Raw genomic sequence first — 26443 nt, forward strand, 5'->3', positions numbered from 1 at the left:
ATGGGGGGAGCTTCGATCATGTGACAGCCATGTGGCATCGTGAGGACGTGGTGAGCAGCGTGAACGGTCGTACTGCCCGGAGCACCGGAGTCCGGTTCGAGGACCCCGCCCTGGAGGCCTCGGTGATGGCGCACCTGGCGTTGGTGGAGGACCGCCTGCGCGAGTGCGTCGAGTCCGCGGACCCCTTCGTCACCGAAGCCGCCAAGCACCTGCTGGAGGCCGGAGGCAAGCGGTTCCGGCCGATGCTGGTCGCGGTCTGCGCGCACTTCGGCGACCCCGACGCGCCCGAACTCGTGGATGCGGCGGCGGTGCTGGAGCTGACCCACGTCGCCACGCTCTACCACGACGACGTCATGGACGAGGCGCTCGTGCGCCGCGGCACCCCCAGCGCCAACGCCCGCTGGGGCAACTCGCTGGCCATCCTCGTCGGCGACTTCCTCTTCTCCCGGGCCGCCGAGCTCGCCGCGGGCCTCGGCCCCGACGCGGTGCGCATCCAGGCGCAGACGTTCGCCCAGCTGGTGCACGGCCAGATCGCCGAGACCGTGGGCCCGCGCGACGCCGATCCGGTCGAGCACCACCTCAAGGTGCTCGACGGCAAGACCGCGTCGCTGATGGCCACCTGCGGCACGTTCGGCGGCATGTTCTCCGGCGCGTCACCCACGACTACCGCGGCGCTCACCACGTACTGCGAGACGCTGGGGCTGGCCTTCCAGCTCTCCGACGACCTGCTCGACATCTCCAGCGACTCGACGGACTCGGGCAAGACGCCCGGCACCGACCTGCGCGAGGGCGTGCCCACGCTGCCCGTGCTGTATGCGCTGGCCTCCGACGACAGCGACCCGGCCGCGGTGCGGCTGCGGCAGATCCTGGCCGACGGCCCGGTCACCGACGACGCGCTGCACGCCGAGGCGCTGGAGCTGCTGCGCGACAGCGTGGCGCTCAAGCGCGCCCGGGAGACGGTGCGCGGCTACGCCGAGCAGGCCCGCGCGCAGCTGCAGGGACTGCCCCGCAACGCGGCCCGGGACGCGCTCGAGTCGCTCTGCGACGTCATCGCCGACCGCATCGCCTGACCTGCCCCGCGGTGCCCCGGTGACCGCCGCGCCACCCGTGGTCCCACCCCGTTTTGCATAGACGTTGGCCTATCTGGATGAGTCTGATCATCGATTCTTCACCCAGATAGGCCAACGTCTATGTTGAGGGCGGTGGCGGGTGAGCGGGCCGGTCGCGGTGCGGTGTGTTGATGCGCTGGCGGGTGGGGGTGGAGACCGTCTGAAATGGATCGAGGGATTTCGTTACGTCGGGGCTCTTCACGGCGGGCGTGCATTTGCATATCGTAGGTGCGACTGCATGGAGGTGACGGTGCGAGATTCAGCGGTTCCGCCCTCGGACATGGTCAGCAGCGTCGCGCGGGCGCTGCGGGTGCTGGAGGTCGTGGGCGAATCGCCCGCGGGGCTGTCCCCCAAGCAGATCGCCCGCCGGTGCGACATCACCATCGCCGCCGCGTACCGGATGCTGCGCACCCTGGCCCACCAGGGTTACGTGATGCGCCGCGCCGACGGGGCGTACACGCTGGGGCTGGCGGTGGCCGACCGGTTCCGGGAGCTGGTCAGCGCGATGCGCGGGCCGGCCGAGGTCGGCTCGGTGCTGCGCCGGGCCAGTGCCGAGATCGGCTACAGCCACTACCTGGGCAGCTTCGTCGACGGCCGGATCGCGATCACCGCGGTGGCCGAGGGCTTCCGCTCGCCGCACGTCGAGGACCTGGTGCCCGGGTTCGACGAGGGCGCGCACGCGACCGCCCTGGGCAAGAACCTGCTGGCCACCCTCGACCAGGTGCAGCGCGAGCGCTACCTCAAGGAACACGGCATGCGCGCCTTCACCCAGGCCACGCTGCGCTCGCACACCGCGCTCGACGCCGACATCGCGGCGGGCATGCGGCGCGGCATGCAGGTCGAGATCGGGCAGTTCCGGCAGGGCGTGGCCTGCGCGTCGGTCTCCGTGCAGACCGCGGGCGACCTCGGCCAGCGCTACGTGGTGGCCTGCGCGCTGCCCGCGGTCGACCTCGTGAAGCAGGCGCCGGTGATCCGGGAGCGGCTGCACGCCACCGCCCGGGCGCTCCAATCGGCTCTCAACGCTCCGCTGGCGGCCGCACCCGGCGCGGCGGCGGCCTGACCCACCCGGCGACCCGTCGCTCGCCCAGTCGTACGGCAGGAGGCGGCGGGCGTCGGCTGCCCGCGGCCCGATCAGTCGGCGAGGAAGAGACAGAAGGGGTGCCCGTCGGGGTCGAGGTGGACCCGGACGTCCTCCTGCGGCTGGAAGGCGGCGAGCGTGGCCCCCGCGGCGACCGCGTGCGCCCCGGCACTCGCCAGGTCGTCGACGGCGATGTCGAGGTGGACCATCATCTGCGGATCACCGGGGCCGGCGGGCCACACCGGGCGGACGTACGCCACCTCGGTCTGGAACGACAGGCCCGGCCCGCCGCCGGGCCCGCGCAGCTTGACCCAGTCGGGTTCGTCCTGCTCCCGCGACCAGCCGAGCAGCCGCTCGTAGAAGGCGGCCAGGGCCTGCGCATCGGGTGTGTCCAGCACGATGCCGGACAGCTCCAGCCGGGGCTTGTTCTCGGTCATACCGGCCAGCCTAGACAGGAACGGCGCCTGCGGCCCGGAGGCCGCAGACGCCGCTGGTGCCGGTGGGTCAGCTGCCGACGGCGCGGCCGTCGAGCCGCCACACGCCGACGATGCCCGGCTTGGCGTAGTCGCCGTCGGGCCAGGTGCTGGCCGGCTTCTCCATGGACGCGCCGCTGATCTCGCCCGGGTGCTGCGGGGCGACGAACACCGTCTTGTTGTCCACGCTGATGAACGGGCCGCAGGCCTCGGCCCCGCGGGGCACGGTGAGGAACTGCTTGAGGTGCCCGGCCTCGGGGCCGCTCAGCGCGGTCGCGAAGAGGCCGTCGTTGGACAGCAGCGCGTTGCCGTCCGTGGAGATCCACAGGTTGCCCGCGCCGTCGAATGCCAGGTTGTCCGGGCAGGAGATCGGCGAGACCTTGGTCTTGTCGTATCCCATGAAGTAGGTCGACGGGTCCGCCGGGTCGCCGCAGACGATCGGGACCGCCCAGGTGAAGGTGGTGCCCGCGTGGTTGCCGCCGTCCTCGGTGATCTCGAAGATGTGCCCGTGCTTGTTGCCGTTGCGCGGGTTGGCCTCGTCGGCCGGCGCATTGCGGCCGCCGGTGGTGCCGCGGGCCGTGTTGTTGGTCAGCGCGGCGTAGATCTTGCCGGTGACCGGGTTCGGCTCGACGTCCTCGGGGCGGTCCATCTTGGTCGGGTTGACCACGTCGGCCGCGAGGCGGGTGTGCACCAGGATCTGCTCGACGGTCCAGCCCGGCACCATCGACTTGTTGTCCTTGACCAGCGGGATCCAGACGCCGGTGCCGTTGAACGCGCCGTCGCTGGGCAGCTTGCCGGTGCCGTCGATCTCGGCGGCGCTGGTGTAGCCGAGCCGCGCCACGTACAGGTCGCCGGACTCCAGCAGGGACATGTTCTGCTTGCGGGCCCAGTACGAGTTGCCGCGGGTGAACTTCTTGTGCGACACGAACTTGTACATGTAGTCGTGCCGCTCGTCGTCGCCCATGTAGGCCACGACGTGCCCGCTGTCGGCCACGATCACGTTCGCGCCCTCGTGCTTGAACCGGCCCAGCGCGGTGTGCTTGCGCGGGGTCGAGCCCGGGTCGAACGGGTCCACCTCGACGATCCAGCCGTGGCGGTGGATCTCGTTCGGGGTCGCGGTCAGGTCGAACCGGGCGTCGACCCGGTCCCACTTGCGCGAACCGCTGGGGTAGCGGGCCGTGGTGGAGACGCCGTAGCGGTTCAGCGACGCCTTGTTCGCCTCGGGCGCGCCCTCGCCGCCGACGAAGTACTGGTTCCAGTTCTCCTCGCCGGACAGCACGGTGCCCCACGGGGTGACGCCGCCCGCACAGTTGTTGAACGTGCCGACGACCTTGCGGCCGCTCGGGTCGGCCGCGGTCTTCAGCAGTGCCGAACCCGCCGCGGGACCGGTCATCGCGAAGACCGTGGACAGGCCGGTGATGCGCCGGTTGTACGGCCGCCGCCCCTTGCCGACCACGACCCACTGCCCGGTGCGCCCGACCCGCTCCAGCTCGACGACCGACATGCCGTGCGCGGCGATGGTGGCCTGGATCTGGTCGGCGGTGAGCGCGTCGAGCCCGGTGAAGCCGGGGAACATCAGCTCTTCGTTGGTGTACTCGTGGTTGCAGACCAGCAGGGCGCGGTCGCCGCCGCGGCCGAGCGGCAGCACCGCGACGAAGTCGTTGTTGTAGCCGAACTGCTTGGACTGGGTGGCCGCGGTCTGCTTGGCCGGGTTGAAGTCGGCCGCGCCCGGGACGACCTCGTCGCCCCAGCGGATGATCACGTTGTGGTCGTACCCGTTGGGCACCACCAGGTTGTCCAGGGTGTTCGGGGGGATCGGCGAGAAGGTCAGCGCGGTCGGCTTCCCGGTGCGGGTCAGCGCGTCCACGGAGAACTCCTCGGCCGCGCCCGCCTCGCCGCCCTCGGCGAACGCCGGCGTGGCCGCGGTGGCGCCGGCCACCGCACCGGCGAAGCCGAGCGCGATGGCGCCGGCCGAGCCGGCCTTGAGCATGCCGCGCCGGGAGACCTCGGCCTGCACGACGTCGCCGAAGTACTCGTTGGGCGACGTGTTCGGGGCCGGGTGGTCGCAGGCGTTGCCGCAGCGGTACAGGCAGGTCATGGACGACCGGCTGCCTCCACTGTGGCCGTCCCCGCCGAGCAGGGGGAGCCGGCGGCGGGATTCGTTCATGGGAGTTGCCTCCATACGTCGGGTCGACAGGTTGTGCTGTCGTCCGGAACGTAGGGAGGCCGAGTGAGCCGCGTTCATCCCATAGATGAACGCCGCATGAACACCACCAGGCCGCCGGGCGGGGGCGGTCAGGCGCGGGTGGCGGCCGGGGCGAGGGGGGTGGCGTCGCCGGTGGCGAGGGCCAGGCGGTTGCGGCGGGCGTTGCGTAGACCGTCCCAGGTGAAGACGGCCAGGGCGAGCCAGACCAGGCCGAAGCCGAAGAGGCGGGCCGGCGGCATCGGCTCGTGGAAGGCGAACACGCCGAGCGCGAGCTGCAGGGTCGGGGCGACGTACTGCAGCATGCCGAGACCGGTCAGCGGGATGCGGTTGGCGGCTCCGGCGAACATCAGCAGCGGGATCGCGGTGATCACGCCCGCCGCGGCCAGCAGCAGCGTGTGGCCGGTGCTCACCTGGCCGAAGCTCAGGTCACCGGAGAACGCGAGCCAGCCGAGCACCGCCAGCGCGGGCAGGGTCAGCACGGCGGACTCGACGAACAGGCCGTCCGCGGGCGGCAGCCCCAGGCGCTTCTTGGTCAGGCCGTACAGCGCGAAGCTGATCGCCAGGGTGAGGGCGATCCACGGCGGGTGGCCGTAGTCGACGGCCAGCACCAGCACGGCGAACGTGCCTACGCCCACCGCGGCCCACTGCGCGGGGCGTAGCCGCTCGCCCAGCACGAGCACGCCGAGCACGATGACGACGAGCGGGTTGATGAAGTAGCCGAGAGACGTCTCCACCACCCGGTCCACGTTCACGCCGTAGATGTAGGTGCCCCAGTTGACGCCGATGAAGACGGCGGCCAGCGCGATGCCGGCGACGGTGGCGGGCTTGCGCAGCAGTACCGCGATCTGCCGCCAGCGGCGCACCGCGGTGAGCACGAGGACCATGAACAGCGCCGACCACGCGATCCGGTGCGCGAGCACCTCGATCGGGCCGGCGGGCTTGAGCAGCTTGAAGTACGCCGGGAAGAAGCCCCACAGAGCGTAGGCGCCGAACCCGTACAGGTAGCCGAGGCGAAGCTGACTCACCGATCAATGGTAAGGGGAAGATCCGCCTCGGCTCCTGACATGTGAGCCAGGTCGCTCAGCCGGTGAGACTCAGTCCTCGATGAACCAGTTCAATGCCCAGCTGGTGAGACCGACGACGAGCGCGCCGAGGATGGCGGCCGGCCAGAAGTTGTCGACGTGGAACGGCACGTCCAGCAGGCCGGCGATGAAGCTGGTCAGCATGAACAGCGCGCCGTTCACGACCAGCGCGATCAGGCCGAGGGTGAAGACGTACAGCCCGCAGCCGACCATCTTGACGATGGGGCGGATGAAGGCGTTGCAGAGCCCGAAGATGACGGCGATCGCGACGAACGTGCCGATCGTGCCGAGGACGGTCTCGGCCGTGACGCGGATGCCCGGCACGAGCATGGTCGCCACCCAGACGGCGGCGGCGCTGGCGGCCAGACGGAGGAGGATTCCCATGGTGCGGCATCGTGCCATGATTCGCCCCGGTGCGCACCCCCCGCGCTCCTGCGAGAGCGGCCGCTCGGTGTCATCCCGCGGTGGAGCGCAGGGATGACACCGGGCGCGGCGGCGGCAGCCGGAGCGCCGTGACGCCGCTCATCGTCCGTTCTGCTGCGTCGCGTTGATCAGCTGCTGCTCGTAGCCGGTGGTGCTCAGCGCCGCCCAGCGCACCGAGCGGCGGTGCACCACGCCGATCATGCCGGGCTGGGCGCGGGACAGCCACGCCTCCTGGTCGCGGCTAAGCCCCAGCACGGACACCGCGACCGCGGCCTCGGCCGGCTGCAGCGGCTGCAGCAGCGCGAGGTCGGCGCGGCCGAGCACGTCGACGTCCACCGGGGACAGGTCGTCGCGCACCACCAGGGTGCTGTGCCAGGGCGTGCCCGGCGTGCGGTCGGCGGCGACCGGGCCCGCGTCGACGATGCTGAGCAGCGGGCGCAGCGGCGTGCCGGGCGGCACGTTGACCGGTCCGGGCGCCATCACGGCCAGCGGCGCGCCGGAGCCCAGGCCGCGGCTGAACGGCTCCCACGCCCACGGGCGGGTCGTCTGGACCAGCACGTACGCCCCGAGGGCCATGGCGCGCACGGCCACGATCTGGGCCACCGCGACGCCGCCGATCAGGACGGCCCGGGTGGCCTCCGGACGGAACAGCCGGAAGGAGACCGGCTCGCTGTGCCGGTTGACCCCGATCATGAGTCCGCTGCCGCCGTACGGCGTGGCCAGCGCGGCGACCGCGGCCGGTCGCCGGTTGACGCCGCCGCCCCCGCCCGTGCCGAGTTCGGCGGGGCCGGGTCCGGCCAGCGGCAGGGTGGCGGTCAGGCCGTCGAACTGCTGCCCGTCCAGGCGGCGGGCCTGGGCGTGCTCGGTGGCCAGCAGCTGGCGCAGGGCCGTGCCCGCGTTGCCGAGCGAGTTGTGGTCGGGTGCGGTGAGCCGCACGGTCAGCTCGGCCTGCACGGTCGCGCCGCCGTCGGCCCAGGGGCCCGCGGTCAGCGACACCGACACCGTGGTGGCCGGCAGCCGGAGCAGGCGCGGCAGCAGCGCGTGGGCCGGGTCGGGGTGCGGCGTCGGCCAGCGCTCCACCGCGTACGAGCTGGCGTACAGCCCGCCGATGTGCAGCGCGGACCAGCCCTCCTGGGCGGGGGCCGCGCCGTCGTGGCCGGCGGCCTCGGCCAGCGCCCGCAGCGCCGCGACGTCGCCGAGCAGGCGGTGCGGCACGTCGCCCAGCTTCGCGCGGACCTTGCGCACCGCGCCGGTCAGCGCGCGCTGCAGGTCGGCCTCCTGCCAGCCCTCGGCCCGGTGCACCCGCACCGCGAGCACGGCGCGCTCGTTGGCCAGCAGCCGCCCGCCGGACAGCTGGCGGTAGGACGACGCCGCGGGCGACGAGCCGTTGGCGGCGTTGGCGTGCAGCAGCAGCTGCAGCCGGACCGGCGGGGTGTCCGCGCCGGGCGCGGGCAGCAGCGCGGCCGGCGAGGGCAGCGGGTGCCAGGCGCGGGCCGGCATCACCGCCTGGTCGCCGAGTTCCAGCAGCACGCACATGCCCTCGGCGTCGGTGAGTGCGGCGCAGGACACGCCCTCGATGTCCAGGGTGGACAGACGGCTGCCCGGTGCGGCCGCGGCCAGCAGTTCGGCGGCGTCGCCGGTCGGCTCGATCCGGCGGCGGCGGCCGCGGTAGCGCAGGTAGACGGCGGTCCACTCGGACAGCCAGCGGCCCCGCCAGCGGCCCCAGGCCAGCACGATGAGCGCGGCCGCCACCGGCACGGCGGGCAGCAGGTAGCCGACCCCCGCCTGCGTGGCGGCCACCAGCAGCAGCAGCGCCAGTTGCACCGCGACGATCTGGCCGCTGCCGAGACCGAGGAAACGCCTGGCCGGGCGCGGGTGCGCCGCCGGTGCGGCCGCCCCGTCGGCGGTGCGCGCCGTCGGCCCGGTAACCGTGTCGACCGTCATCGCGATAGCCTCCCCTAGGCTCCAGCTTGTGGCGGCCCTGCGGCCCGCCCGGCGGCGGATCGCCGAGGACAACCCAACAGCTGAACCGCCGCACTTCGCCCGGCTCATGGTAGAGCCGCAGGCTGACCCGTGGGGAGGGCCCATGCCGTCGAGACAGGACCAACTGCACTCGTACCAGTTCACAGTGCAGCGAGTGGTCTCGGCGCTGGTGATGCGCGACACCGATCCGGCGCAGGCGCCGTTTCGCCGCGCCGCCGGCGCCACCCTCGCCAGCATCCTGCTGGCCGTGGTCATCGCTGCCGGTTACGGGGTGTACGGGGTGTTCAGCAACCGCGGTGACACCGGCTGGAAGGCCGACGGCACGGTCATCATCGAGGAGGATTCGGGCGCGCACTTCGTGTACCGAGACGGAAAGCTGCACCCGGCGCTGAACCTGACCTCCGCGCTGCTGGCCTCCGGCCAGGCCCAGCCGAAGCTGGTGACGGTGGCCCGCAAGTCGCTTGTGGACGTGCCGCGCGGACTCACCGTCGGGGTGGTGGACCTGCCGGACTCGCTGCCCGACCCGGGGGCCCTGCTCGGGCTGCCGTGGTCCGTCTGCTCGGCGACCGCGTCGGACAAGCCGGCCTCGGTGCTGGTGGTGGGCGACACCGTGCTCGCCGGCAAGGGCCGGCTGATGGGCGGCGACGACGCGCTGTTCGTGCGCGCCGGTGCGGCTGTCTACCTGCTCTGGCACGGCCGGCTATACAACGCCGACAACGACGAGTACGCCGACCTGGCCGGCGGCGCGCAGCCGGTGGCCGTGCCGGCCGCGTTCGTCAACGGCATGCCGCAGGGGCAGCCGCTGGACGAGCCGCGGATCGGCGAACCGGGCGGGACCTCGTCCGTCAAGGAGCTGAAGAACGGCCAAGTCATCAAGATCAAGGGACTGGACGGCAAGTCCCTCCAGTACGCCGTGGTCCGCGCGGACGGCCTGGCGATGATCACGCCGGTGCAGGCCGCGCTGCTGCTCGGCCGCTACCGCCAGCAGCACGGCATCGGCCGGGAGATCGAGATCGACCAGACCGAGCTCGCCGAGTACGACGACTCGCCCGACAGCCTCGTCCCCGACGCCGGCGACCCGCGGCAGCCACCGGCGAACATGCCGACCATCGCCACCTACGGCCAGGGCGCGCTGTGCGCGGTGGTCCGCGACGACGCGGGCACCACCGAGGTGCGCGCCGAGGTGCCGCTGGACCTGTCCGGGCGCATCGCGACCGTGGGCCGCAGTGCCGAGGGCGGCTCGTACGCCGACTACGTGCTGGTGCCCTCCGGCCGGGGCGCGATCGTGGCGGCGGGCACCACCTTGAGCCTGGTCACCGACCAGGGCGTGCGCTATGACGCGGCCCGCCCGGACGTGCTGCCGATGCTCGGATACCGCGACCCGGTGCCGCTGCGGCTGCCCTCGTCGCTGGTCGACCTGCTGCCGCCGGGACCCGGCCTGGACCCGCAGACCGCGTCCGCGCAGCTGGCTCTCGGCTGATCCGCCGCAGCGCGGGTTATCCACAGGCAGCGGCTCCGGGCTGGCACGAGTCGACGCGGGACGCTACCGTCACCGAGACAGGCGCACCACCACCAATGCTCCGCATAGGACGGTGGATGTGTAACTGCACAAAGGGAATGGGGTGACGTACGACAATGGCGGAAACCGCCTCCGAAGCCGCGATCATGGCCTCGACCGCAGGCAAGTTCGACTCGGCCAACGACGACCTGCAGACCATGCTCAGCCGCTTGCTGAGCGAGCTGGAGATGCTGCAGACCAGTTGGGTGGGTCGCGCGGGCAGCTCCTTCGAGCAGGTCAAGATCGCCTGGTCGCAGGACCAGAAGGCACTGCACCAGGCGCTCGCTGAGACGTCGAAAGCGATCCGCACGGCAGGCCAGGAGTACAGCCGCGCCGACGAGGAGCAGGCAGGCCGGGTGGCCTCCAAGAACACCGGCGGCGTCTCGCTGAACCTGTGAGCGCGGCAGACCACGGACCGAAAGGGGGAGGACCGATATGAGCAACGGCGAGAGGCTCGTCGTCAACTTCGCCTCGCTGCACGAGGCGAGCGGGCACATTCAGACGGCGCTGGGCAAGCTGGAGACCACGCTGAGCCAGCTGGAAAGCGACGCCGGACCGATGGTGTCGTCGTGGAGCGGCGCCGCGCAGACGGCGTACCACGAGCGTCAGGCCAAGTGGCGTAAGGCCGCGGACGAGCTGTCCGTGATGCTGCGCGACATCAAGGGCGCGGTCGACGAGGCCGCCGTCCAGTTCAAGGACGCCGAGGACCGCAACACCCGGCTGTTCCACTGACCCACGTCGCCGCAGCCCGGGGCAGCTGACAGCCGCTGCCCCGGGCTGCGCGCGTAGGCGCTCGGGCCGCTGTTCCGGCAGTGATCCATGACCGCACCGGCGATCGCGACGACGCCGGTGCTTTTTTCAGCTCCCGGCCGCCCGCCAGCGGCGGCGGATGCCGTTGGGCAGCGCCACGGCCAGCGCGAGCACCAGGCCGGCCAGGATCACTCCGATGCCCGCCAGCCACCGCGCCTCCGAGCGTTGCTGCGCGGCCCGGTCGGCGGCGGCCTCGGCTGCCGGGTCGGCGGCCCGCGGCGCGAGCGCGGCCGGGGTGACCCGGGCAGCGCCGTCGAGCACATCGGTCACCGCGCGCACCGGGTTGAGGATGCCCACCCCGTAGTCGTCGCTGAGGCGGCCGCCCGGCGCCGGGTCGGCCGTGGCCTGCAGCCGCTGCCGCACCTGCGACTCGGTGAGTGCCGGATACGCCTGGCGGACCAGCGCCGCCGTGGCGGCCACCATCGGGGCGGCGAAACTGGTGCCGCTCTCCTTGCCGTGCCCGCGGCCGGGGCGCGCCACGGTCACCTGGTCACCGGGGGCGACGAGGTCCACGTACGGCCCGGTCTGGGAGGCCTGCAGCCGCTGTCCCGCCTCGTCGATCGCGCCGACCCCGAACACGTTGTCCCAGGAGGCGGGATACGGCGTCGGGTTGCCCTTCTGCTTGGCGTTGCCGACCGCCGCGATCACGACCACGTCGCGGGCGATGGCGTAGCGGATCGCCTCGCGGAATTCGTTCAGCTTGTTCGGGGCGGTGTCGCCGTAGCTCAGCGACAGGTTGATCACGTCGGCGCCCTCGTCCACCGCATACCGCACCGCGGTGGCCATGTCCTTCACGTCGGCCTGGCGGGCGCTGCTCGCGTTCTCCTGACCGCCGAGCTGCTCGCTCACCCGGACCGGCAGGATCCGCACGCCCGGGGCGATGCCGCGGAACTCCACCCCGGCCACCGGCTTCGCGGCGATGACGCTGGCCACGCCGGTGCCGTGGCCGACGCAGTCCTGCCGCCCGTCGGTGCCGCCGCCGGACAGCATGTCCCGGCCCGCCACGACCTGCCCACGCAGCTGCGGGTGGTCCTTGTCGACCCCAGAGTCGAGCACCGCCACGAGCACGCCCGACCCGTCGATGCCGCGGGGCAGCACGGACAGGTCCCAGCGCTGCTGCGGCCACGGCTTGGCCGCGATCACGTCGCTCACCGTGCGGTCGGTGCTCGGGCACGGCGCCGCGACGGCGGGCGCTGTCGCGATCCCGACGACACCGCAACCGAACACCACGCTGAACACCACCGTGCGGGCCGCGAAGGCCACCGTCGGCCGGCTGCGGTGCATGTCGCCTCCCCAGGCTCGTGCGGGTCGACCGCGGCACGCACGGGCGGGTGACCGCCGTGTCGCCGCTGCGCGGTTTCCCGCGTGGCTGAACCCCGGCGCAGATGCTACTGGAAGGAGCCGACCTAGACTGCTGGTTGCGACACGCCTACGGGGCGCAAGGTAAGTTGTGTCCCAGTACTCTCGCGGCAGCAGGAGGTGAGCGCGTGATGGGTTGGGAGCCGGCCACCGATACCGAGATCGCGCTGCGTGACGCCCTGCGCGCCGGGGATCAGGAACTCTACTTCCGCATCCTCGGCCGTTCGGAACTGCTGCTGCCGGTCGCCGGCGACGCGGCAGCGGCGCGCGGTCCGGCGGGCTGGGGCACCTGGACCGCGGAGAACCGCACCCACGTGCTCGCCTTCACCTCGTCCGCGGCGCTGCGCGCCTGCCTGGCCGAACACGCCGGCCCCGCGCGGCGCGTGCCGTTCCAGGAGCTGGCCTCCTCGTGGCCCAACCACGAGTGGTGGCTGGCCGTGGACCCGGGCCTGCCGATCGAGGGATACCTGCCGGCCTGGTTCGTCACCCAGCTGGTCCGCGGCGACGTGCGCATTCCCGGCGCGCCCGCGGTCGCCCGCGGTCGCCTCGAACGGCTGGAGGCGCTCGAGCGCGCCAAGGCCGCCCGGACCGCACCGCCGCCGATGCAGCCGCGCGGGCCGCAGCAGCCTGCGTACGACCCGCACGCCGACGAGGAACTGATCCTCGACGCCGAGGTGATCGACGTCGAGGAGGTGCGGCCGGTGGCCGCGCCGCAGGTGTACACCCCGCTGGCGCTCGAGTCGCCCGCCGGGTCGCCGGTGACGGCGCCGACCCCGCAGCCCGGCGGCCGGTTCTTCCCGGCAGACCCGGCCTTCTCCGCGGAGCCGGTCTCGCCGGCTGCCGCACACCCGCCCGTCCCGCCGGCCGCCGTGCCGCCGCCGCCCGTGGCCGCGCCCGCTGCGCGGCCCGGTGAGGGGTCGCTGTTCGAGCCGGTCTCCACGTCCCCGCCCGCCGCCGTGCCTGCCGTGACCGAGCCCGCCGGACGCCCGGCGGAGGGCTCGTTGTTCGAGCCGGTGTCCCCGACGCCCGCCGTGCCTCCCGCGCCCGCTGCGCGGCCCGGTGAGGGGTCGTTGTTCGAGCCCGTCTCCACGCAGTCGACCGTCGCCGTGTCGCCCACCGCCGAGCCGCCCGCGCCTGTCGCGCGGCCTGGCGAGGGGTCGCTGTTCGAGCCCGTGTCCGCGACGGTGACGATGCCCGACGTGCCCGTGCCGCCGGTCCGGGAACCGGGGCCGCGGCACGAGCGGCCGCGCGGGCCCGAGGACGACTTCACCCCGTCGAACTCCGTCGAGGAGCAGCTGCTCGAAGCGGCCGACGCGGGCAACACCGACGCCTTCCTGTCCACGTTGCTGCTCGCGACGGTGCTGGTGCCGGTGCCGGGCGGATCGAGCGTGCCCAGGCCCGGCGAGCCGGGCTACACCTGGCAGCCGCGCGACATCGACGGCGAGCCGCACATCGTGTGCTACACGTCCGCGCAGATCATGCCCGAACCGGTCGAGGCCGTGCCGGTGCGCTTCGTCAAGCTCATCGCGGCCTGGCCCGACCCGGCCTGGTCGTTCGCGGTCAACCCGGGCACCGCGGTCGGTGCCAGCCTGCCCGGTGACCAACTGCTGGAGCTGGCCCGCTGGGCGACCGAGATGGGCCTCGGCGGCGACGAGAGCGAATCGGCCGTGACCGTGCCGACGGCGGGCACCGCGCCGCCGCCGGCCCGCCGCGACCCGGAGATCACCGAGATGCAGAAGGTGATCGCGCCAAGCCAGATCGGCTACTACCTCGACCGGGGTTACGACCGGGTCTCCGGGTTCGTGCACCGCGCCCGCGAGGTCGGCCACCTGCGCGGCCCCCAGGCGCTGCGCAGCGCGCTCGGGCTGACCTGGACCGGTTCCCCGTTCACGGCGGACGACAAGGAGATCTACGTGCTGCGCTGGCCGGCCTACCGGCCCAGCCTGTACCGGATCCCGTACGGCGGGCAGCACGAGGCGGCGATGAAGGCCATGGAGGGCTGGGTCATCGAGCGCTCCCCGTTCCGCGGCAACGGCTTCGCACCCGGCGACAGTACGGAGATCATCGCCGAGTTCAAGGTGGACAGCGCCCGGCTGCCGCACGGCGCGCGCCTGCTGCGCGTGGACGCCGAGGGCAAAGAGGAGATGGTCGCGGTGCTCGACGCCGACGGGCCGCGCTGGCTGCGCACCGACGGGGGCGAAGAATGATGCGCGACGGCTACATCGCCCGCTACCTGGGCCGGGAGTACGAAGCCAGCCCCGACGGCGACAGCGTGCGCCTCTACCGTCCCGAGACCGCCGAGGGCTTCGAGGAGGTCCGGCCCGGCCGGCATGTGCGGGTGGTGCCCGCGGCCGAGGTCGACGACCTGGCGTACGTGCGCAGCGTCTGCAACTGGCGCGGCCAGCCCTTCATCGTGCTCGCCGAGCACGAGGCCTGGCTGCGCGTCGAGTACACCGGGGGTAAGGCTCCCGTCGCCGCCGAACTCGGCCTGGAGGAGTTCGACTACGGCGTCTACCAGGGCTGGGCCCCCAAGCAGGAGGTCACCGACCTCCGCGAATCCCGCCTCTGACCCACCGGGCCGGTCACTTGGTCCAGCGGATGATCTCGCCGGCCACCAGGTCGGGGCGTTCGAGGTGGGGGAAGTGCCCGGTGTCCTCGAGCAGCCGCCATTCGTAGTCGGCCAGGACGTAGCGGCCGGAGCCCTGGGCCGTCGCGGGCAGGGTGATCGGGTCGAGGGCGCCCTGCAGCTGCAGGGTGGGCGAGATGATCGGCTGGCGGATGGCCCGCAGGAAACGGTAACCGTGCAGGCGCAGCGTGGACCGGAACGCCCAGCGGTACGCCTCCATGGCGCAGAACGCGGCCTGCGGGATGCGGATCGCCTCCCGGTACCGGCGCTCGTACTCGGCGTAGTCGGCGGTCTGCCGGAACGCCGGGGACGACCAGGCCCGCATCAACCCACCGGCCAGCGCGGCGTCGTCCCGGGTCAGCACGTGCTCGTAACGGGGCAGCTGGAAGCGGAGCAGGGCGCGGCCTGCCCGGCGCTGCGCGGCGTTGGCGACCAGCGCCGAGCGCAGCCGCAGCGGGTGCGCCGCGCCGAGCACCACCAGCCGGCTCACCAGGCGCGGGTGCAGCGCCGCCGCGGACCAGCCGACCAGGCCGCCGGCGCCCGCGCCCACGACCGTGGCGTTGCGCTCGCCGAGCGCGCGGATCAGGCCCACCACGTCCGCGGCGAGCGTGAATCCGTCGTACCCCCGCGGGGGCTTGTCGGTCGCGCCGTAACCGCGCAGGTCCACCGCCACCGCCCGCAGGCCCGCGCCCGCGAGCAGGGGCAGCTGCCGGTGCCACGCCCACCAGAATTCGGGGAAGCCGTGCAGGAGCACCACCAGCGGCCCGGTGCCCTGCTCCACGACGTGGAACCGGCTGCCGTTGGCGTTGACGAACCGGTGCGTCCACGGTCCCTCGTCCAGGACGCACGACTCGTCCACGGACGTGTTTCCGGCGCGCTCACTCATGCCATCTCCTCGCTGCGCTCGTCGAAGGCATGAGTCTGCTGAGCCGAAGGCTCGCTCGCTCCGCTCGCTCGTGCCATCTCCTCGCTGCGCTCGTCGAAGGCATGTTTACTGAGCCGGATGATTCGCTCGCTCCGCTCACTCATGAGTGCAGGCTAGCGTGTGCGCACCCGGACCTGTCTGCGCAGCAGGGCCGCGGCCAGCAGCGATGCGATCAAGGAGCCGAGCAGCACCGCGCCCTTGATCCGGGCCTGTTGCTCTCCGTAATCGAAGGCCAGCTCCGCGATGAGCAGGCTGACCGTGAAGCCGCACCCGGTGACCACGGCGACCGCGACGAGGTCGCGCCATTCCAGCGCCTCGGGCAGCTCCGCCAGCTTCGACCGCACCGCCACGACCGCGCCGAGCAGCACGCCGACGGTCTTGCCGACCACGAGACCGAGCAGCACGCCGAGCGAGGCCCGGTCGGTGAAGATCGCGCCGAGCGCGCCGGCGCTGATCGCGATGCCCGCGGAGAAGAACGCGAACAGCGGTACGCAGATCCCGGCGGAGATCGGCTGGATGCGGTGCTCCAGCGCCTCGGCCGGTGACTCGTGCTCGCCGGGATCGGGTTTGACCCGGGTGAGCAGGCCGACGGCGACGCCCGCGATGGTGGCGTGCACGCCCGAGGCGTGCACCAGGGCCCAGGCGGCGAGCGCCAGCGGCAGGTAGAGCCACCAGCCGCGGAAGCGGAACTGCTGGAGCAGGCCGTACACCACCAGCACGGCGGCCGCCCCGAGCAGCGGCAGGAACGCGACGTGCGCGGTGAAGACCAGGGCGATCAGCAGGATCGCGCCGAGGTCGTCGACGATCGCCAGGGACAGCAGGAAGACCCGCAGGCTGGGGGGCAGGTCGCGGGCGCAGATGGCGAGCACGGCCAGCGCGAAGGCGATGTCGGTGGCGACCGGGACGGCCCACGCGTCCGACCCGCCCGGTGCGCCGAACGCGATGAGGAAGCAGAGCAGCGCCGGGACGACCATGCCGCCGATCGCGCCGGCGATGGGCAGCGCGGCCAGGCGCGGGCTGCGCAGCTCGCCGACGACCAGCTCGCGTTTGAGTTCCAGCCCGGCGACCACGAAGAAGACGGTGAGCAGGCCGTCCTGGGCCCACTGCGCCACCGACAGGTTGAGGTGCAGCGACTGCGGCCCGAAGGTGTACGCGCTGAGTCGCTGATACGCGTCGGCCAGCGGTGAGTTCGCGATGATCAGCGCCAGCGCCGTGGCCCCCAGCAGCACCAGGCCGCCGATCTGCTCCGTACGCAGGAAGCGCACCACCTCGGCGGCGGCGCTGCGGGCGGCCTGGGCACGACGGCGCTGCATCCGCTTCTGGCGCGGGCTGGACTTCGGCCGGGTCCGGCTGTCTCCCATGATCCGGATACTACGGTTCCCGCGGGGCACGTACCGGAAGGTTCGCCGCGAAGCGGACCTGATCGCCGGGTTTACCGGCTGGCGTGCCGCACGGTGGGTGCGGCAGAGTGGCCGGGCATGAACACCCCCTTGACCGTGGTCGACGTGAACGGCGCCCCCGAGGAGATGGGCACGGCGTACGGCCGCGCCGCCGCCGAGCTGATCAACCTCAACGTGACCGCCTACCTGGGCCGGTTCGCCCGCGCCGCCGGGCTCGACCGGGCGGCGGTGATCGAGCGGGGCGCGGCGTTCCGCGAGGCGACCCGGACGCACCTGCCCCGGCTGGCGGCGATGCTCGACGGGGTCGCCCGGGGCGCGTCCGTCGCGACCGAGCTGATCTACGCGATCAACGCCCGCTCCGAGCTGCTCTACGGCATGCCGACCTGCGGCTCGCCCGCGGGCGCGGGCGACCGGGGCGAGTGCACCAGCCTGGGCGTGCTCGGTCCGCGCAGCGAGGGCGGGCGCACCCTGCTCGCGCAGAACTGGGACTGGCACCCCGACCACCGCGACTACAACGTACTGCTGATCACCCGGGACGAGCGCGGTCACGAGGTGCTGACGCTGACCGAGGCGGGCATGCTCGCCAAGACCGGGCTCAACTCGGCCGGGGTCGGGGTCTGCGTCAACCTGCTCGGCTGCGACCGTGACGGCCGGCCCGGCGGGGTGCCGTACCACGTGCTGCTGCGGTCGGTGCTGGAGGCGGACTCGCTGTCCTGGGCGATCCGCAACGCGATGCGCGTGCCGCGCTCGGCCTCGATCAACCTGCTCATCGGGCAGGCGGATCCGGCCGGTGGTGAGCTGATCGACCTGGAGCTGGTGCCCGGCGACGCGGGCTGGCTGCACCCGGTGGACGGGATGCTGGTGCACGCCAACCACTTCGAGACGGGCCTGCCGGTGTACGACACCATCAAGGACTGGGGCGGCTCGTCGCTGTTCCGGTCCGCGCGGGCACGCCGGCTGCTGGACGCCGTGCCCAGGCCACTCGCGCCGGCCGATCTGCGGGCGGTGCTGCAGGACCACCACAGCCATCCGGTCTCCATCTGTCGTCATGCCGATGAACGCGATGCGATCGAGGATCGCTCGGAGACGATTTGGACCGTTTTCATGGATTTGGATGAACGGTTTGTCCGTCTCGTGCCCGGCCCGCCTTGTACGGGCGGAGAAGGCATGACTTATTCCCTCTGATGTGGACGCCCGAAATCTCGTGCGGCGCAAGGTGATGACAGCGACGTTCAGTTATGCAAGGCTGCTTTCACAATTGACGACCCGGGCCGCCGGCCCACCCTGCCGTGCGCTGCCCGGGGTCGTTTCCGTCAAAGGGAGGGAGGACCCTTTGCGAATCCGCAGAATTGGCAGCGCAGTCGGGATCACCGCTGCACTGGTTGCCGCCAGTCTCTCGGGTGCACCCGCGAGCGGTGCGCCCCAGCAGGCGGTCAACCCGCAGGAGCCGACGGCGGGGGTCAGCCGGCCCGACAACCTGCCCAACCCCCTCGACGAGTCTCGGTCCGGGCTGCGCAAGCAGGCCATCGCCGACGTCGTCTCGGGTAAGGCCAAGGCCGTCGAGCGCAATGGATCGACGGTCGTGCAGGTCGGCAAGAACCGGTGGTCGGAGCTGAAGCGGAAGGCCGACAAGGTCGACCCGATCTTCGTCGTGCTGTCCGAGTTCGGCAACCAGGTGGACCCGCTGACCGGTGGCGGCGCGGGCCCGGTGCACAACGGGATCGCGGCGCCGGACCGCAGCGTGGACAACTCCACGTACTGGGAGGCGGACTTCAACCAGGCCCACTTCGACCGGATGTACAACGGGAAGAGTGAGTCGGTCGCCGACTTCTACTACGACCAGTCCGGTGGCAAGTACTCGACCAAGGCCGAGGTCACCGACTGGGTGAAGCTGTCGTACAACGAGGCGCGCTACGGGCACAACTTCCCGGAGAACGCCGAGGACCCCAACGGCGACCCGCTGGACGACCGGTACACGTACTGGCAGTACATCCGGGACACCGCCAACGCGTGGTACACCTCGCAGGTGGCGGCGGGCAAGTCGGCCGCCGAGATCGCGACGTACCTCAAGAAGTTCGACGTCTACGACCGCTACGACGCGGACGGCGACGGCAACTTCAACGAGCCGGACGGCTACATCGACCACTTCCAGGCGGTGCACGCCGGTGAGGGCGAAGAGGCCGGCGGCGGCGCGCAGGGCGAGGACGCCATCTGGTCGCACCGCTGGTACGCGTACCTGACCGACAAGGAGAAGACCGGCCCCGCCGGAGCCCTCCTCGGCGGCACGCAGATCGGCGACTCGGGCATCTGGATCGGTGACTACACGATCCAGCCCGAGAACGGCGGCCTGGGCGTGTTCGTGCACGAGTTCGGCCACGACCTCGGTCTGCCGGACCTGTACGACACCGCCGGCGGCGACAACGGCACGGGCTTCTGGACGGTCATGTCCGGCGGCTCGTGGCTGAACCACGACCCGAACAGCATCGGCACCTCGCCGGGCTACATGGGCCCGTGGGAGAAGCTGTTCCTCGGCTGGCTCGACTACGTGACGGTCAAGGACGGCAAGACCAAGATGGTCTCGCTGGGCTCGGCGGCCACGCCGCAGGGCCTGCCGCAGGCTGCCCTCGTGGAACTGCCCGAGCAGGTCATCACCACGAACTACAACACGCCGTTCTCCGGCTCGTTCGAGTGGTGGAGCGGCTCCGGCGACGACCTCAACAACACGCTGACCCGGACCGTCGACCTGACCGGCGCCACGTCGGCCTCGCTGTCGGCCCAGTCGTGGTACGAGATCGAGGCGGGCTACGACTACCTGTACCTCGAGGTCAACGACGGCAGCGGCTGGACCTCGGTCGGCGACGTCCTCCAGGACGAGAGCGGCGGCTGGGTGCCGGTGTCTTGGGACCTGAGCGCGTACACGGGCAAGTCCGTGAGCGTGCGGTTCCGTTACGCCACCGACGGTGGTTTCGCGCCGAAGGGTGCCTTCTTCGACGACATCAAGATCGTCAAGGACGGCACCACCGTCCTCAGCGATGACGTCGAGGGCGGGACGAACGGCTGGACCGCGGTCGGCTTCACCCGCATGGGTGGTTCGACCACGGGCACCTACCCGCACTTCTACCTGGCGGAGTACCGGTCTTACACCGGCTACGACAAGAACCTCAAGACCGGTCCGTACCAGTTCGGCTTCAACAACGTGACGCCGGACAAGGTGGAGCGGTTCCCGTACCAGGATGGTCTGCTGGTGTGGTACGTCAACTACGCGTACCCGGACAACAACACCATTGCCCACCCCGGTCACGGCGAGGTCCTGCCGGTCGACGCCCGTCCGCAGGTTGCCCTGTGGCCGGACGGCGGCAAGCTCACCAACCGCCGCCAGCCGTGGGACGCCACGTTCGGTCTGCAGAAGACCGACGCCGTGACGTTCCACCGCAACAGCGTTCCGCTGACGGTGGCGCCGCAGGCCGCGATCCCGACGTTCGACGACACGAACCCGGACGCGTACTGGAACGCCGCCAACCCGCTGAACTCGGTCAAGGTGGCCGGCAACGGCGTCAAGATCTCGGTCTGGCTGGAGATCCCCGGCACGCTGCCGGTGGCTCTGATCCAGGTCAAGAACTGACCCGTTCCGCATCGCAACAAAGGGGCCTGCCCGCGAGGGCAGGCCCCTTTGTTGCGCCGGTCTCCGTTGGCTCGCCGCGCGCCGGTCGGCAGCCTGACAGCGATCCTCGGCATCGACACGTGCTGAACAGGATCGGGGCGGTCCGCGACAGCGGACCGCCCCGATTCAGGCGCAGAGCGCCGTCATCCGCCGCAGGCCGGACACCCGGGCCCGCCAGCGCCGCGCACCATCATGTCGGTGCTGGCCGGTGCGGCCACCAGTGGTGACTCGACCGCCAGCGGACCCTCGACCACCGGCAGCGCGAAGCCGTCGACCGTCACCCAGCCGATCGACACGCATCCGAGGCGAGTCGTCTCGTCGGCGATGAGGCACACCGCGTGGACATCGGGGGAGATCTGGATCTGTCTCGCGAACGGTGACGGCTGCGGTTGGTTCGGCGTGTGCGGGAAGGGCTCGCCGTGGGCGAAGTCACCGTGGTACGCGGCCAGGCCGTACACGTATCCCGTTGCCGACACCGGTCGGCACGTCACGATCCCGCCCGACACGGTGACGCTGTGCCAGCCGTTGTGGTCCGTGTATGTGCTGACAGCGTCGATCTGCCCGATGGTGCTGGTGCCCTGCGCACACGGCAGCCACTTGTAGATCTGGTGGTACGACGGCGGTTCGTAGCCCGCTTGGGCGGGCACGGCGGCAGCGGTGACCGCCAGCGCCGTGAGAATCGCCGATGTGGCGCGTAGAAGTCTTCTCAACGTGTTCTTCTCCCCCGTCAGGCCGAGTGATCATCGGTGCGTCCTGCTGGCGAACTCCGGGTCCCTTCGGCCCTGTTCAGCCTGCGCAGCTAGCGCATCCCGGGCCGAGGTGCGGCGGGATCCAGCCGGGGAAGTACACCTCGTTACTGACCACCGGGTCGTCAATCGGCAATGCGCCCTGGATATCGGGTCGCAGGCTGCCGTCGATCGTGGACCAGGTGATCGAGACGCACGCCACCCGGATCTTCGTGTCGGAGACCACGCAGACGGCCTGGTCGACGGGCCCGATCGGTAGGCCGGCGTTGAAGAAGTAATGCTGGGTGGGGTTGGTGCCGAAGGAGTAACGGAGGCCCGTCGCCGAGCCGCTGCCGTAGCGGGCGAGCCCATAAATATCGATCATGGGCGAGGGCTTGCGGCAGAGGTCAAGGACGCCGCCGAGCTCGGCGACGTATCTCGCGTTCGCGGTGTCGTAGCGGATGCCAGCGGTGCTGATGTGCCCCGTGGTGCTGCCCGGCGGGCAGGACAGCCACTGGTAATCCGTCACCGCCGCCGCCGGCGCGGCGGGGAGGATGGCGGCCGCCGCGATGAGGGTGGCGGTGAACGCCTGCCTGATTCTTCTCACTGGTTCTGCTCCCTGTCGGATTTCGAATCTACGGTTGCCGAAATGGGCGCCTGCCGCGTTGCCGGGGCGCCGTATGCGGGACACGTAGCGGCGACAACCGTCGTCCGCGTGAATCTGTTACTGGTGTTGCTCCCCGTCGAGGCCGTCGGGTGCCTGCTCGCTGGTGGGCGAGTGCTGCGCCGCCTCGGCGCCCAGCCGCAGTCCCAGCTGGAACCGGTTGACGACGTCGTACCGTTCCATGAGCCCGGACAGGGTGTAGGCGATCGTGCGCACGCTGATGTCCAGCTTGTTCGCGATCGAGGCGTCGGTGTGGCCCTTGGCCAGCAGCATCACGATGGTGTTCTCGCGCGGAGTCAGGCCCGGTGGCGGTGTCCAGTCCCGCCCGGGGTCCTTGGCCAGCGCCCAGTGCTGCAGGAACAGCGCCCTGAGGTCGGCGACGAGCCGCGGATCGGTGATCTCCCAGGCGCCGCGTGAGCTCTCGGAGGGATCCGGGGGCACATAGGCCGTGGTGCGGTCGCAGATGGTGAGCTTGCCGGGCAGCTCAGGCAGCTCGCGGTACTCCATGCCGAGGCTGACCATCTCGTCGTCGAACCAGTCCGACTCGTCCTCGGCCGAGGCGGGCACGCCCAGGCTCAGGGAGGTCACACCGCGCGCCATCATCCTGCGGCTGAGCGGTGCCGCCTGCTTGATCGTGGCGTTGTCGAAGGCGGGGTCCGGATTCATCGAGAGGTGCTCGTGCCGCTCCGAATCCAGCAGTTCCGCGTACCTGAGCCGGGACACCGCCCGGTTCGGGAAGGTGCGGACACCTTCGTGGGGGAAGTGCGCGACGTCGGCCATGATGCTCGGCAGCGACAACCGGGTGAGGCTGCGGTGCAGCCGGTGCCGGGCGAGCAGGGTGCGGCGATGCCGGTCCCGCAGCACGGGCAGCACCTGCGCAGGGGTGCGACTGGCCCACAGGCGCTGGTCGCCTTCGGCGGCGCGATCGGGAAGGGCGGCGCCGAGCGCGGTCAGCTCGTCGAGCGCGCTGAGCACCTGCCGGGTCTTCATCTCCAGCGACCGGCTGATGCTGTCCACGGACCAGGGCCCGAAGGTGATGAGAGTGCGGTATACGAGGTCTGCCTGCGGCGAGACGCCCCACTTCATCAGTGAGGGCACGAACTGTGTTTGCAGCATGATGGCCTCCCCGTGTCAGCCATGCTCCGGCAGGGATCATCCCTGCCCGACAAGAGCAACCTAGACAGCGGGATCAAACCGCGACAGCACCGTCCGTCCGATTGCATGTTTCTGCAATCGGCGATACCGATCATGGTCGACGCCGAACGGGGGACGATCGGTCACCTGACCGCGGTCCGCTTCGGCTGGAGGGGCTATTCGGGCTCGTCGTCGTCCGGTCCCTCGTCGTCCGGGTGCGTGGACGCCTCGGCGCCCAGTCGCAGGCCGAGCTGGAATCGCGTGGAGACGCCGAACCGGTCCATGAGCGAGGAAAGTGTGTAGGCGATCGTGCGTACGCTGAGGTCGAGCTTCGCCGCGATGGCGGCGTCGGTGTAGCCCTTGGCCAGCAGCACCACGATCATGCGCTCTCGTGGTGTCAGGTTCATCGGTGTGTCCAATCACGGCCCTGGTCGTCGGCGATGTCCCAGCGCCGCGGGAAGAGGGCCGTGAACCCGCCCGCTACGTTCCGGCAGGCCTCGGCGGGCATGCCGAGGCCAGGGTTCGTGACCGGTGCGCTGGCCTCCCCGTGGCAGCTGTTCCGGCAGGGGCGACGCCCGGCCGGACATGAGAAACCTAGTCATGGCGCACGGCACGGAACAGTGCTTCGGGGGCGATTGCACCTTTCTGCAACCGAAGATGACGATCTTTGGCGACTACCGGGCGGGTCCTAGGCTCGATGGCACGAGCCCGTTCCCGCAAGGGGGCTCACCAACACCAGGCGCAGCAGGTCAGCGGTGTCCGCACCGTCCGGCGGTCGCGTCCGAGGGTCGCCGCGCACGTGCGTGCGAGCAGGAGCGGTCGCGCTCCGGCAAGCACGGGGGACCACGTCCCGGCGACAGAGACAGAGGGCGACCGCCGAACGGCGGTCGCCCTCTCTTGCTGCTGCGGGATCGGCGGCCGGCCGCGGTGGCGTACTCCTGCGCCGCGCGCGGGGGGCGTCGCGGCCGCCGGCGATTGCATACTTCTGCAACCGGCAGTTTTGATCTTGGCTGCGCGGGTGGCTGCCTTCTATCTTCTTCTCAGCGCCATCGCGAGACACGGCGCACGTGCGTGACAGTTCGGCCGGTGACGGCCCGACCGTGACGGGGGACCGCGTGCACGTGGCACGGGAAAGGGGCGGCAGCCGGTGTCCACCGGCTGCCGCCCCTGCGTCGTCGTACCGGGTCAGTCCTCGTCGGACTTGCTCGACTGCATACCCGCGGAGATCAGGTTCATCACCGCGGAATCCTGCAGCGTGGTGACGTCGCCGAGCGAGCGGTTCTCCGCCACGTCACGCAGCAGCCGTCGCATGATCTTGCCGGACCGGGTCTTCGGCAGCTCGGTCACCAGCATGATCTGGCGCGGTTTGCAGATCGGGCCCAGCGTCTTGGCGACGTGCTCGCGCAGCTCCGGAACGCCGACCTCGGCCCCGCCCTTGAGGATCACGAAGGCGACGATGGCCTGACCGGTCGTCGGGTCGGTGGCGCCGACGACCGCCGCCTCCGCCACCGCCGGGTGGGCGACCAGCGCCGACTCGACCTCGGTGGTGGAGATGTTGTGGCCGGACACCAGCATCACGTCGTCGACCCGGCCGAGCAGCCAGATCGCCCCGTCCTCGTCGCGCTTGGCGCCGTCGCCGGCGAAGTAGAAGCCCTGCTCGGCGAAGCGCGACCAGTACGTCTCCAGGAAGCGCTTGTCGTCGCCCCAGATGGTGCGCAGCATGGACGGCCACGGGGCGGTCAGCGCCAGGTAACCGCCGCCGCCGTTGCCCACGATCGAGCCGTCGTCCGCGACGACCTCGGCCTTGATGCCCGGCAGCGGGCCCATCGCCGAGCCCGGCTTGCAGTCGGTCACCCCCGGCAGCGGCGAGATCATGATCGCGCCGGTCTCGGTCTGCCACCAGGTGTCCACGACGGGGCACCGGTTGCCGCCGATGTGCTCGCGGTACCACATCCAGGCCTCGGGGTTGATCGGCTCGCCGACCGAGCCGAGCAGCCGCAGCGAGCTGAGGTCGAACTGGGCCGGGATGTCGTCGCCCCACTTGGCGAACGTGCGGATCGCGGTGGGTGCGGTGTAGAGGATCGTGACGCGGTACTTCTCCACGATCTCCCAGAACCGGCCGCGGTGCGGGGTGTCCGGGGTGCCCTCGTACATGACCTGGGTCGCGCCGTTGGACAGCGGGCCGTACACGATGTAGCTGTGCCCGGTGACCCAGCCGATGTCGGCGGTGCACCAGTAGACGTCGGTCTCCGGCTTCAGGTCGAACACCGCGTGGTGGGTGTACGAGGTCTGGGTCAGGTAACCGCCGGTGGTGTGCAGGATGCCCTTGGGCTTCGCGGTGGTGCCGGAGGTGTAGAGGATGAACAGCGGGTGCTCGGCGTCGAACGGCTGCGCCTCGTGCTCGGGGCTGGCGTTGCCGACCACGTCGTGCCACCACACGTCACGGCTGTCGTCCCAGGCGACGTCCTGGCCGGTGCGGCGCACCACCAGGACCTTCTCGACGGTCGGGCACTCGGCCACGGACTCGTCGACGGTCGGCTTGAGCGCGCTCGGCGCGCCCCGGCGGTAACCGCCGTCGGCGGTGATCACGACCTTCGCGCTGGCGTCCTGGATGCGGCCGCCCAGCGCGTCCTTGCTGAAGCCGCCGAACACCACCGAGTGGGTCGCGCCGATGCGGGCGCAGGCCAGCATCGCGACCGCCGCCTCGGGGATCATCGGCAGGTAGATCGCGACCCGGTCACCGGCGACGACCCCGAGGTCGGTCAGCGCGTTGGCCGCCCGGCACACCTCGGCGTGCAGGTCGGCGTACGTGATGGTGCGGGTGTCGCCCGGCTCGCCCTCCCAGTGGATGGCGACCCGGTCGCCCAGCCCGTTGGCCAGGTGCCGGTCCAGGCAGTTGTACGCGATGTTGAGCTGCCCGCCGACGAACCACTTCGCGAACGGCGGGTTGGACCAGTCCAGTACCTCGTCCCAAGGCCGGGCCCAGTCCAGCCGCTTGGCCTGGGTCTCCCAGAACGCCAGCCGGTCGGCGTCGGCCTGCGCGTAAGCCTCGGCGGTGACGTTCGCCTGTGCGGCGATCTCCGCCGGGGGTGGGAACCGGCGCGACTCGTGCAGCAGGTTTTCGAGGGTCTCGCTCACTACAGCGCCTCCCTAGGGGTGATGGTCATGCCATGTGACCTGGGTCTCCGGGTGATGTTACGGGCCGGTGACCCGGCTTTACAGTAAGG

23 protein-coding genes are annotated in these 26443 nt (G+C 71.5%); 9 read left to right on the top strand and 14 right to left on the bottom strand.

The features are described 5' to 3' along the window. Positions 1 to 29: 29 nt before the first annotated feature. Entirely contained in the window at positions 30 to 1070 is a 1041-nt protein-coding gene (locus F9C41_RS20045) for a polyprenyl synthetase family protein (protein ID WP_155388372.1), read from the top strand. A 289-nt stretch (positions 1071 to 1359) separates the two neighbouring features. Further along, positions 1360 to 2169 carry an IclR family transcriptional regulator gene (locus tag F9C41_RS20050; RefSeq protein WP_407924710.1) on the top strand — a complete coding sequence of 270 codons (810 nt, stop codon included), beginning with the start codon at positions 1360 to 1362 and terminating at the stop codon, positions 2167 to 2169. Between the two features lie 71 nt (positions 2170 to 2240). On the opposite strand, the gene F9C41_RS20055 is transcribed toward F9C41_RS20050, so the two are convergent. The 5 genes from F9C41_RS20055 to eccE all read right to left on the bottom strand — a co-directional run bounded on the left by F9C41_RS20055 (position 2241) and on the right by eccE (position 8315). Next, the gene (locus tag F9C41_RS20055) at positions 2241 to 2624 is read right to left on the bottom strand and encodes a VOC family protein (RefSeq protein ID WP_155388373.1); all 384 of its coding nucleotides are present in this window, start codon (positions 2622 to 2624) and stop codon (positions 2241 to 2243) included. Between the two features lie 67 nt (positions 2625 to 2691). Continuing rightward, complete coding sequence (locus tag F9C41_RS20060) at positions 2692 to 4827, bottom strand: PhoX family protein (protein ID WP_155388374.1); 2136 nt, start codon at positions 4825 to 4827, stop codon at positions 2692 to 2694. A gap of 128 nt (positions 4828 to 4955) precedes the next feature. Continuing rightward, complete coding sequence (rarD, locus tag F9C41_RS20065) at positions 4956 to 5891, bottom strand: EamA family transporter RarD (protein ID WP_155388375.1); 936 nt, start codon at positions 5889 to 5891, stop codon at positions 4956 to 4958. Positions 5892 to 5960: 69 nt separating this feature from the next. Next, positions 5961 to 6332 (bottom strand): phage holin family protein, encoded by a 372-nt coding sequence (locus F9C41_RS20070; RefSeq protein ID WP_155388376.1) that lies wholly within the window; start codon positions 6330 to 6332, stop codon positions 5961 to 5963. 138 nt (positions 6333 to 6470) lie between these two features. Further along, positions 6471 to 8315, bottom strand: coding sequence for a type VII secretion protein EccE (gene eccE, locus F9C41_RS20075; RefSeq protein WP_196279851.1), 1845 nt, complete (start codon positions 8313 to 8315; stop codon positions 6471 to 6473). 142 nt (positions 8316 to 8457) lie between these two features. Between eccE and eccB the strand changes: the two genes are divergently transcribed. The 3 genes from eccB to F9C41_RS20090 all read left to right on the top strand — a co-directional run bounded on the left by eccB (position 8458) and on the right by F9C41_RS20090 (position 10644). Continuing rightward, positions 8458 to 9834, top strand: a complete 1377-nt coding sequence (gene eccB / locus F9C41_RS20080; protein ID WP_196279852.1) for a type VII secretion protein EccB — start codon at positions 8458 to 8460, stop codon at positions 9832 to 9834. Positions 9835 to 10019: 185 nt separating this feature from the next. Then, the gene (locus F9C41_RS20085; protein WP_230689779.1) at positions 10020 to 10310 is read left to right on the top strand and encodes a WXG100 family type VII secretion target; all 291 of its coding nucleotides are present in this window, start codon (positions 10020 to 10022) and stop codon (positions 10308 to 10310) included. Between the two features lie 37 nt (positions 10311 to 10347). Further along, positions 10348 to 10644: a WXG100 family type VII secretion target gene (locus F9C41_RS20090; protein WP_155388379.1), complete on the top strand. Its 297-nt coding sequence runs from the start codon at positions 10348 to 10350 to the stop codon at positions 10642 to 10644. Positions 10645 to 10770: 126 nt separating this feature from the next. On the opposite strand, the gene mycP is transcribed toward F9C41_RS20090, so the two are convergent. Beyond that, positions 10771 to 12006 (bottom strand): type VII secretion-associated serine protease mycosin, encoded by a 1236-nt coding sequence (gene mycP, locus F9C41_RS20095; RefSeq protein WP_155388380.1) that lies wholly within the window; start codon positions 12004 to 12006, stop codon positions 10771 to 10773. A gap of 206 nt (positions 12007 to 12212) precedes the next feature. On the opposite strand from mycP, the gene F9C41_RS20100 reads away from it, so the two are divergent. Continuing rightward, on the top strand, positions 12213 to 14288 hold the full coding sequence (locus tag F9C41_RS20100) for an SseB family protein (RefSeq protein ID WP_407924711.1): 2076 nt from the start codon (positions 12213 to 12215) through the stop codon (positions 14286 to 14288). Beyond that, positions 14285 to 14650, top strand: coding sequence for a hypothetical protein (locus F9C41_RS20105; RefSeq protein WP_155388382.1), 366 nt, complete (start codon positions 14285 to 14287; stop codon positions 14648 to 14650). The genes F9C41_RS20100 and F9C41_RS20105 overlap by 4 nt, the downstream gene beginning before the upstream one ends. Positions 14651 to 14663: 13 nt before the next feature. Here F9C41_RS20105 and F9C41_RS20110 read toward each other — a convergent pair whose 3' ends face one another. From F9C41_RS20110 to nhaA, 3 genes are read right to left on the bottom strand one after another with little or no spacing between them, the layout of a single operon-like run. Next, positions 14664 to 15593 carry an alpha/beta fold hydrolase gene (locus tag F9C41_RS20110; protein WP_155388383.1) on the bottom strand — a complete coding sequence of 310 codons (930 nt, stop codon included), beginning with the start codon at positions 15591 to 15593 and terminating at the stop codon, positions 14664 to 14666. Beyond that, positions 15590 to 15736: a hypothetical protein gene (locus F9C41_RS20115; protein ID WP_155388384.1), complete on the bottom strand. Its 147-nt coding sequence runs from the start codon at positions 15734 to 15736 to the stop codon at positions 15590 to 15592. The genes F9C41_RS20110 and F9C41_RS20115 overlap by 4 nt, the downstream gene beginning before the upstream one ends. A 9-nt stretch (positions 15737 to 15745) precedes the next feature. Then, positions 15746 to 16993, bottom strand: a complete 1248-nt coding sequence (gene nhaA / locus F9C41_RS20120; protein ID WP_155388385.1) for a Na+/H+ antiporter NhaA — start codon at positions 16991 to 16993, stop codon at positions 15746 to 15748. Positions 16994 to 17110: 117 nt separating this feature from the next. On the opposite strand from nhaA, the gene F9C41_RS20125 reads away from it, so the two are divergent. Both F9C41_RS20125 and F9C41_RS20130 read left to right on the top strand, forming a co-directional pair. Next, positions 17111 to 18217 (top strand): C45 family autoproteolytic acyltransferase/hydolase, encoded by a 1107-nt coding sequence (locus F9C41_RS20125; protein ID WP_155388386.1) that lies wholly within the window; start codon positions 17111 to 17113, stop codon positions 18215 to 18217. 148 nt (positions 18218 to 18365) lie between these two features. Next, a complete protein-coding gene (locus F9C41_RS20130) occupies positions 18366 to 20654 on the top strand; it encodes an immune inhibitor A domain-containing protein (RefSeq protein ID WP_230689780.1) in 2289 nt (762 codons plus the stop codon). Between the two features lie 182 nt (positions 20655 to 20836). On the opposite strand, the gene F9C41_RS20135 is transcribed toward F9C41_RS20130, so the two are convergent. The 5 genes from F9C41_RS20135 to acs all read right to left on the bottom strand — a co-directional run bounded on the left by F9C41_RS20135 (position 20837) and on the right by acs (position 26354). Next, entirely contained in the window at positions 20837 to 21403 is a 567-nt protein-coding gene (locus tag F9C41_RS20135; protein ID WP_155388388.1) for a hypothetical protein, read from the bottom strand. Positions 21404 to 21479: 76 nt separating this feature from the next. Then, on the bottom strand, positions 21480 to 22109 hold the full coding sequence (locus tag F9C41_RS20140; RefSeq protein WP_230689781.1) for a hypothetical protein: 630 nt from the start codon (positions 22107 to 22109) through the stop codon (positions 21480 to 21482). A gap of 33 nt (positions 22110 to 22142) precedes the next feature. Further along, entirely contained in the window at positions 22143 to 23198 is a 1056-nt protein-coding gene (locus F9C41_RS20145) for a helix-turn-helix domain-containing protein (protein ID WP_155388390.1), read from the bottom strand. A gap of 194 nt (positions 23199 to 23392) precedes the next feature. Next, the gene (locus tag F9C41_RS20150) at positions 23393 to 23623 is read right to left on the bottom strand and encodes a helix-turn-helix domain-containing protein (protein ID WP_155388391.1); all 231 of its coding nucleotides are present in this window, start codon (positions 23621 to 23623) and stop codon (positions 23393 to 23395) included. 778 nt (positions 23624 to 24401) lie between these two features. Next, entirely contained in the window at positions 24402 to 26354 is a 1953-nt protein-coding gene (gene acs, locus F9C41_RS20155; RefSeq protein WP_155388392.1) for an acetate--CoA ligase, read from the bottom strand. Between the last annotated feature and the right edge of the window lie 89 nt (positions 26355 to 26443).

The sequence above is a fragment of the Catellatospora paridis genome, assembly GCF_009720365.1.
GTDB classification, from domain to species: Bacteria; Actinomycetota; Actinomycetes; order Mycobacteriales; family Micromonosporaceae; genus Catellatospora; species Catellatospora paridis.

Bases quoted from the DNA above. Each gene is read 5' to 3' on its own strand.
- F9C41_RS20060 (WP_155388374.1), bottom strand. From the start codon at position 4,827: ATGAACGAATCCCGCCGCCGGCTCCCCCTGCTCGGCGGGGACGGCCAC.
- F9C41_RS20110 (WP_155388383.1), bottom strand. From the start codon at position 15,593: ATGAGTGAGCGCGCCGGAAACACGTCCGTGGACGAGTCGTGCGTCCTG.
- F9C41_RS20150 (WP_155388391.1), bottom strand. From the start codon at position 23,623: ATGAACCTGACACCACGAGAGCGCATGATCGTGGTGCTGCTGGCCAAG.
- F9C41_RS20085 (WP_230689779.1), top strand. From the start codon at position 10,020: ATGGCCTCGACCGCAGGCAAGTTCGACTCGGCCAACGACGACCTGCAG.
- F9C41_RS20070 (WP_155388376.1), bottom strand. From the start codon at position 6,332: ATGGGAATCCTCCTCCGTCTGGCCGCCAGCGCCGCCGCCGTCTGGGTG.
- F9C41_RS20100 (WP_407924711.1), top strand. From the start codon at position 12,213: ATGGGTTGGGAGCCGGCCACCGATACCGAGATCGCGCTGCGTGACGCC.
- F9C41_RS20055 (WP_155388373.1), bottom strand. From the start codon at position 2,624: ATGACCGAGAACAAGCCCCGGCTGGAGCTGTCCGGCATCGTGCTGGAC.
- mycP (WP_155388380.1), bottom strand. From the start codon at position 12,006: ATGCACCGCAGCCGGCCGACGGTGGCCTTCGCGGCCCGCACGGTGGTG.
- eccE (WP_196279851.1), bottom strand. From the start codon at position 8,315: ATGACGGTCGACACGGTTACCGGGCCGACGGCGCGCACCGCCGACGGG.
- F9C41_RS20105 (WP_155388382.1), top strand. From the start codon at position 14,285: ATGATGCGCGACGGCTACATCGCCCGCTACCTGGGCCGGGAGTACGAA.
- F9C41_RS20045 (WP_155388372.1), top strand. From the start codon at position 30: ATGTGGCATCGTGAGGACGTGGTGAGCAGCGTGAACGGTCGTACTGCC.
- F9C41_RS20090 (WP_155388379.1), top strand. From the start codon at position 10,348: ATGAGCAACGGCGAGAGGCTCGTCGTCAACTTCGCCTCGCTGCACGAG.
- F9C41_RS20115 (WP_155388384.1), bottom strand. From the start codon at position 15,736: ATGAGTGAGCGGAGCGAGCGAATCATCCGGCTCAGTAAACATGCCTTC.
- F9C41_RS20145 (WP_155388390.1), bottom strand. From the start codon at position 23,198: ATGCTGCAAACACAGTTCGTGCCCTCACTGATGAAGTGGGGCGTCTCG.
- nhaA (WP_155388385.1), bottom strand. From the start codon at position 16,993: ATGGGAGACAGCCGGACCCGGCCGAAGTCCAGCCCGCGCCAGAAGCGG.
- eccB (WP_196279852.1), top strand. From the start codon at position 8,458: ATGCCGTCGAGACAGGACCAACTGCACTCGTACCAGTTCACAGTGCAG.
- F9C41_RS20125 (WP_155388386.1), top strand. From the start codon at position 17,111: ATGAACACCCCCTTGACCGTGGTCGACGTGAACGGCGCCCCCGAGGAG.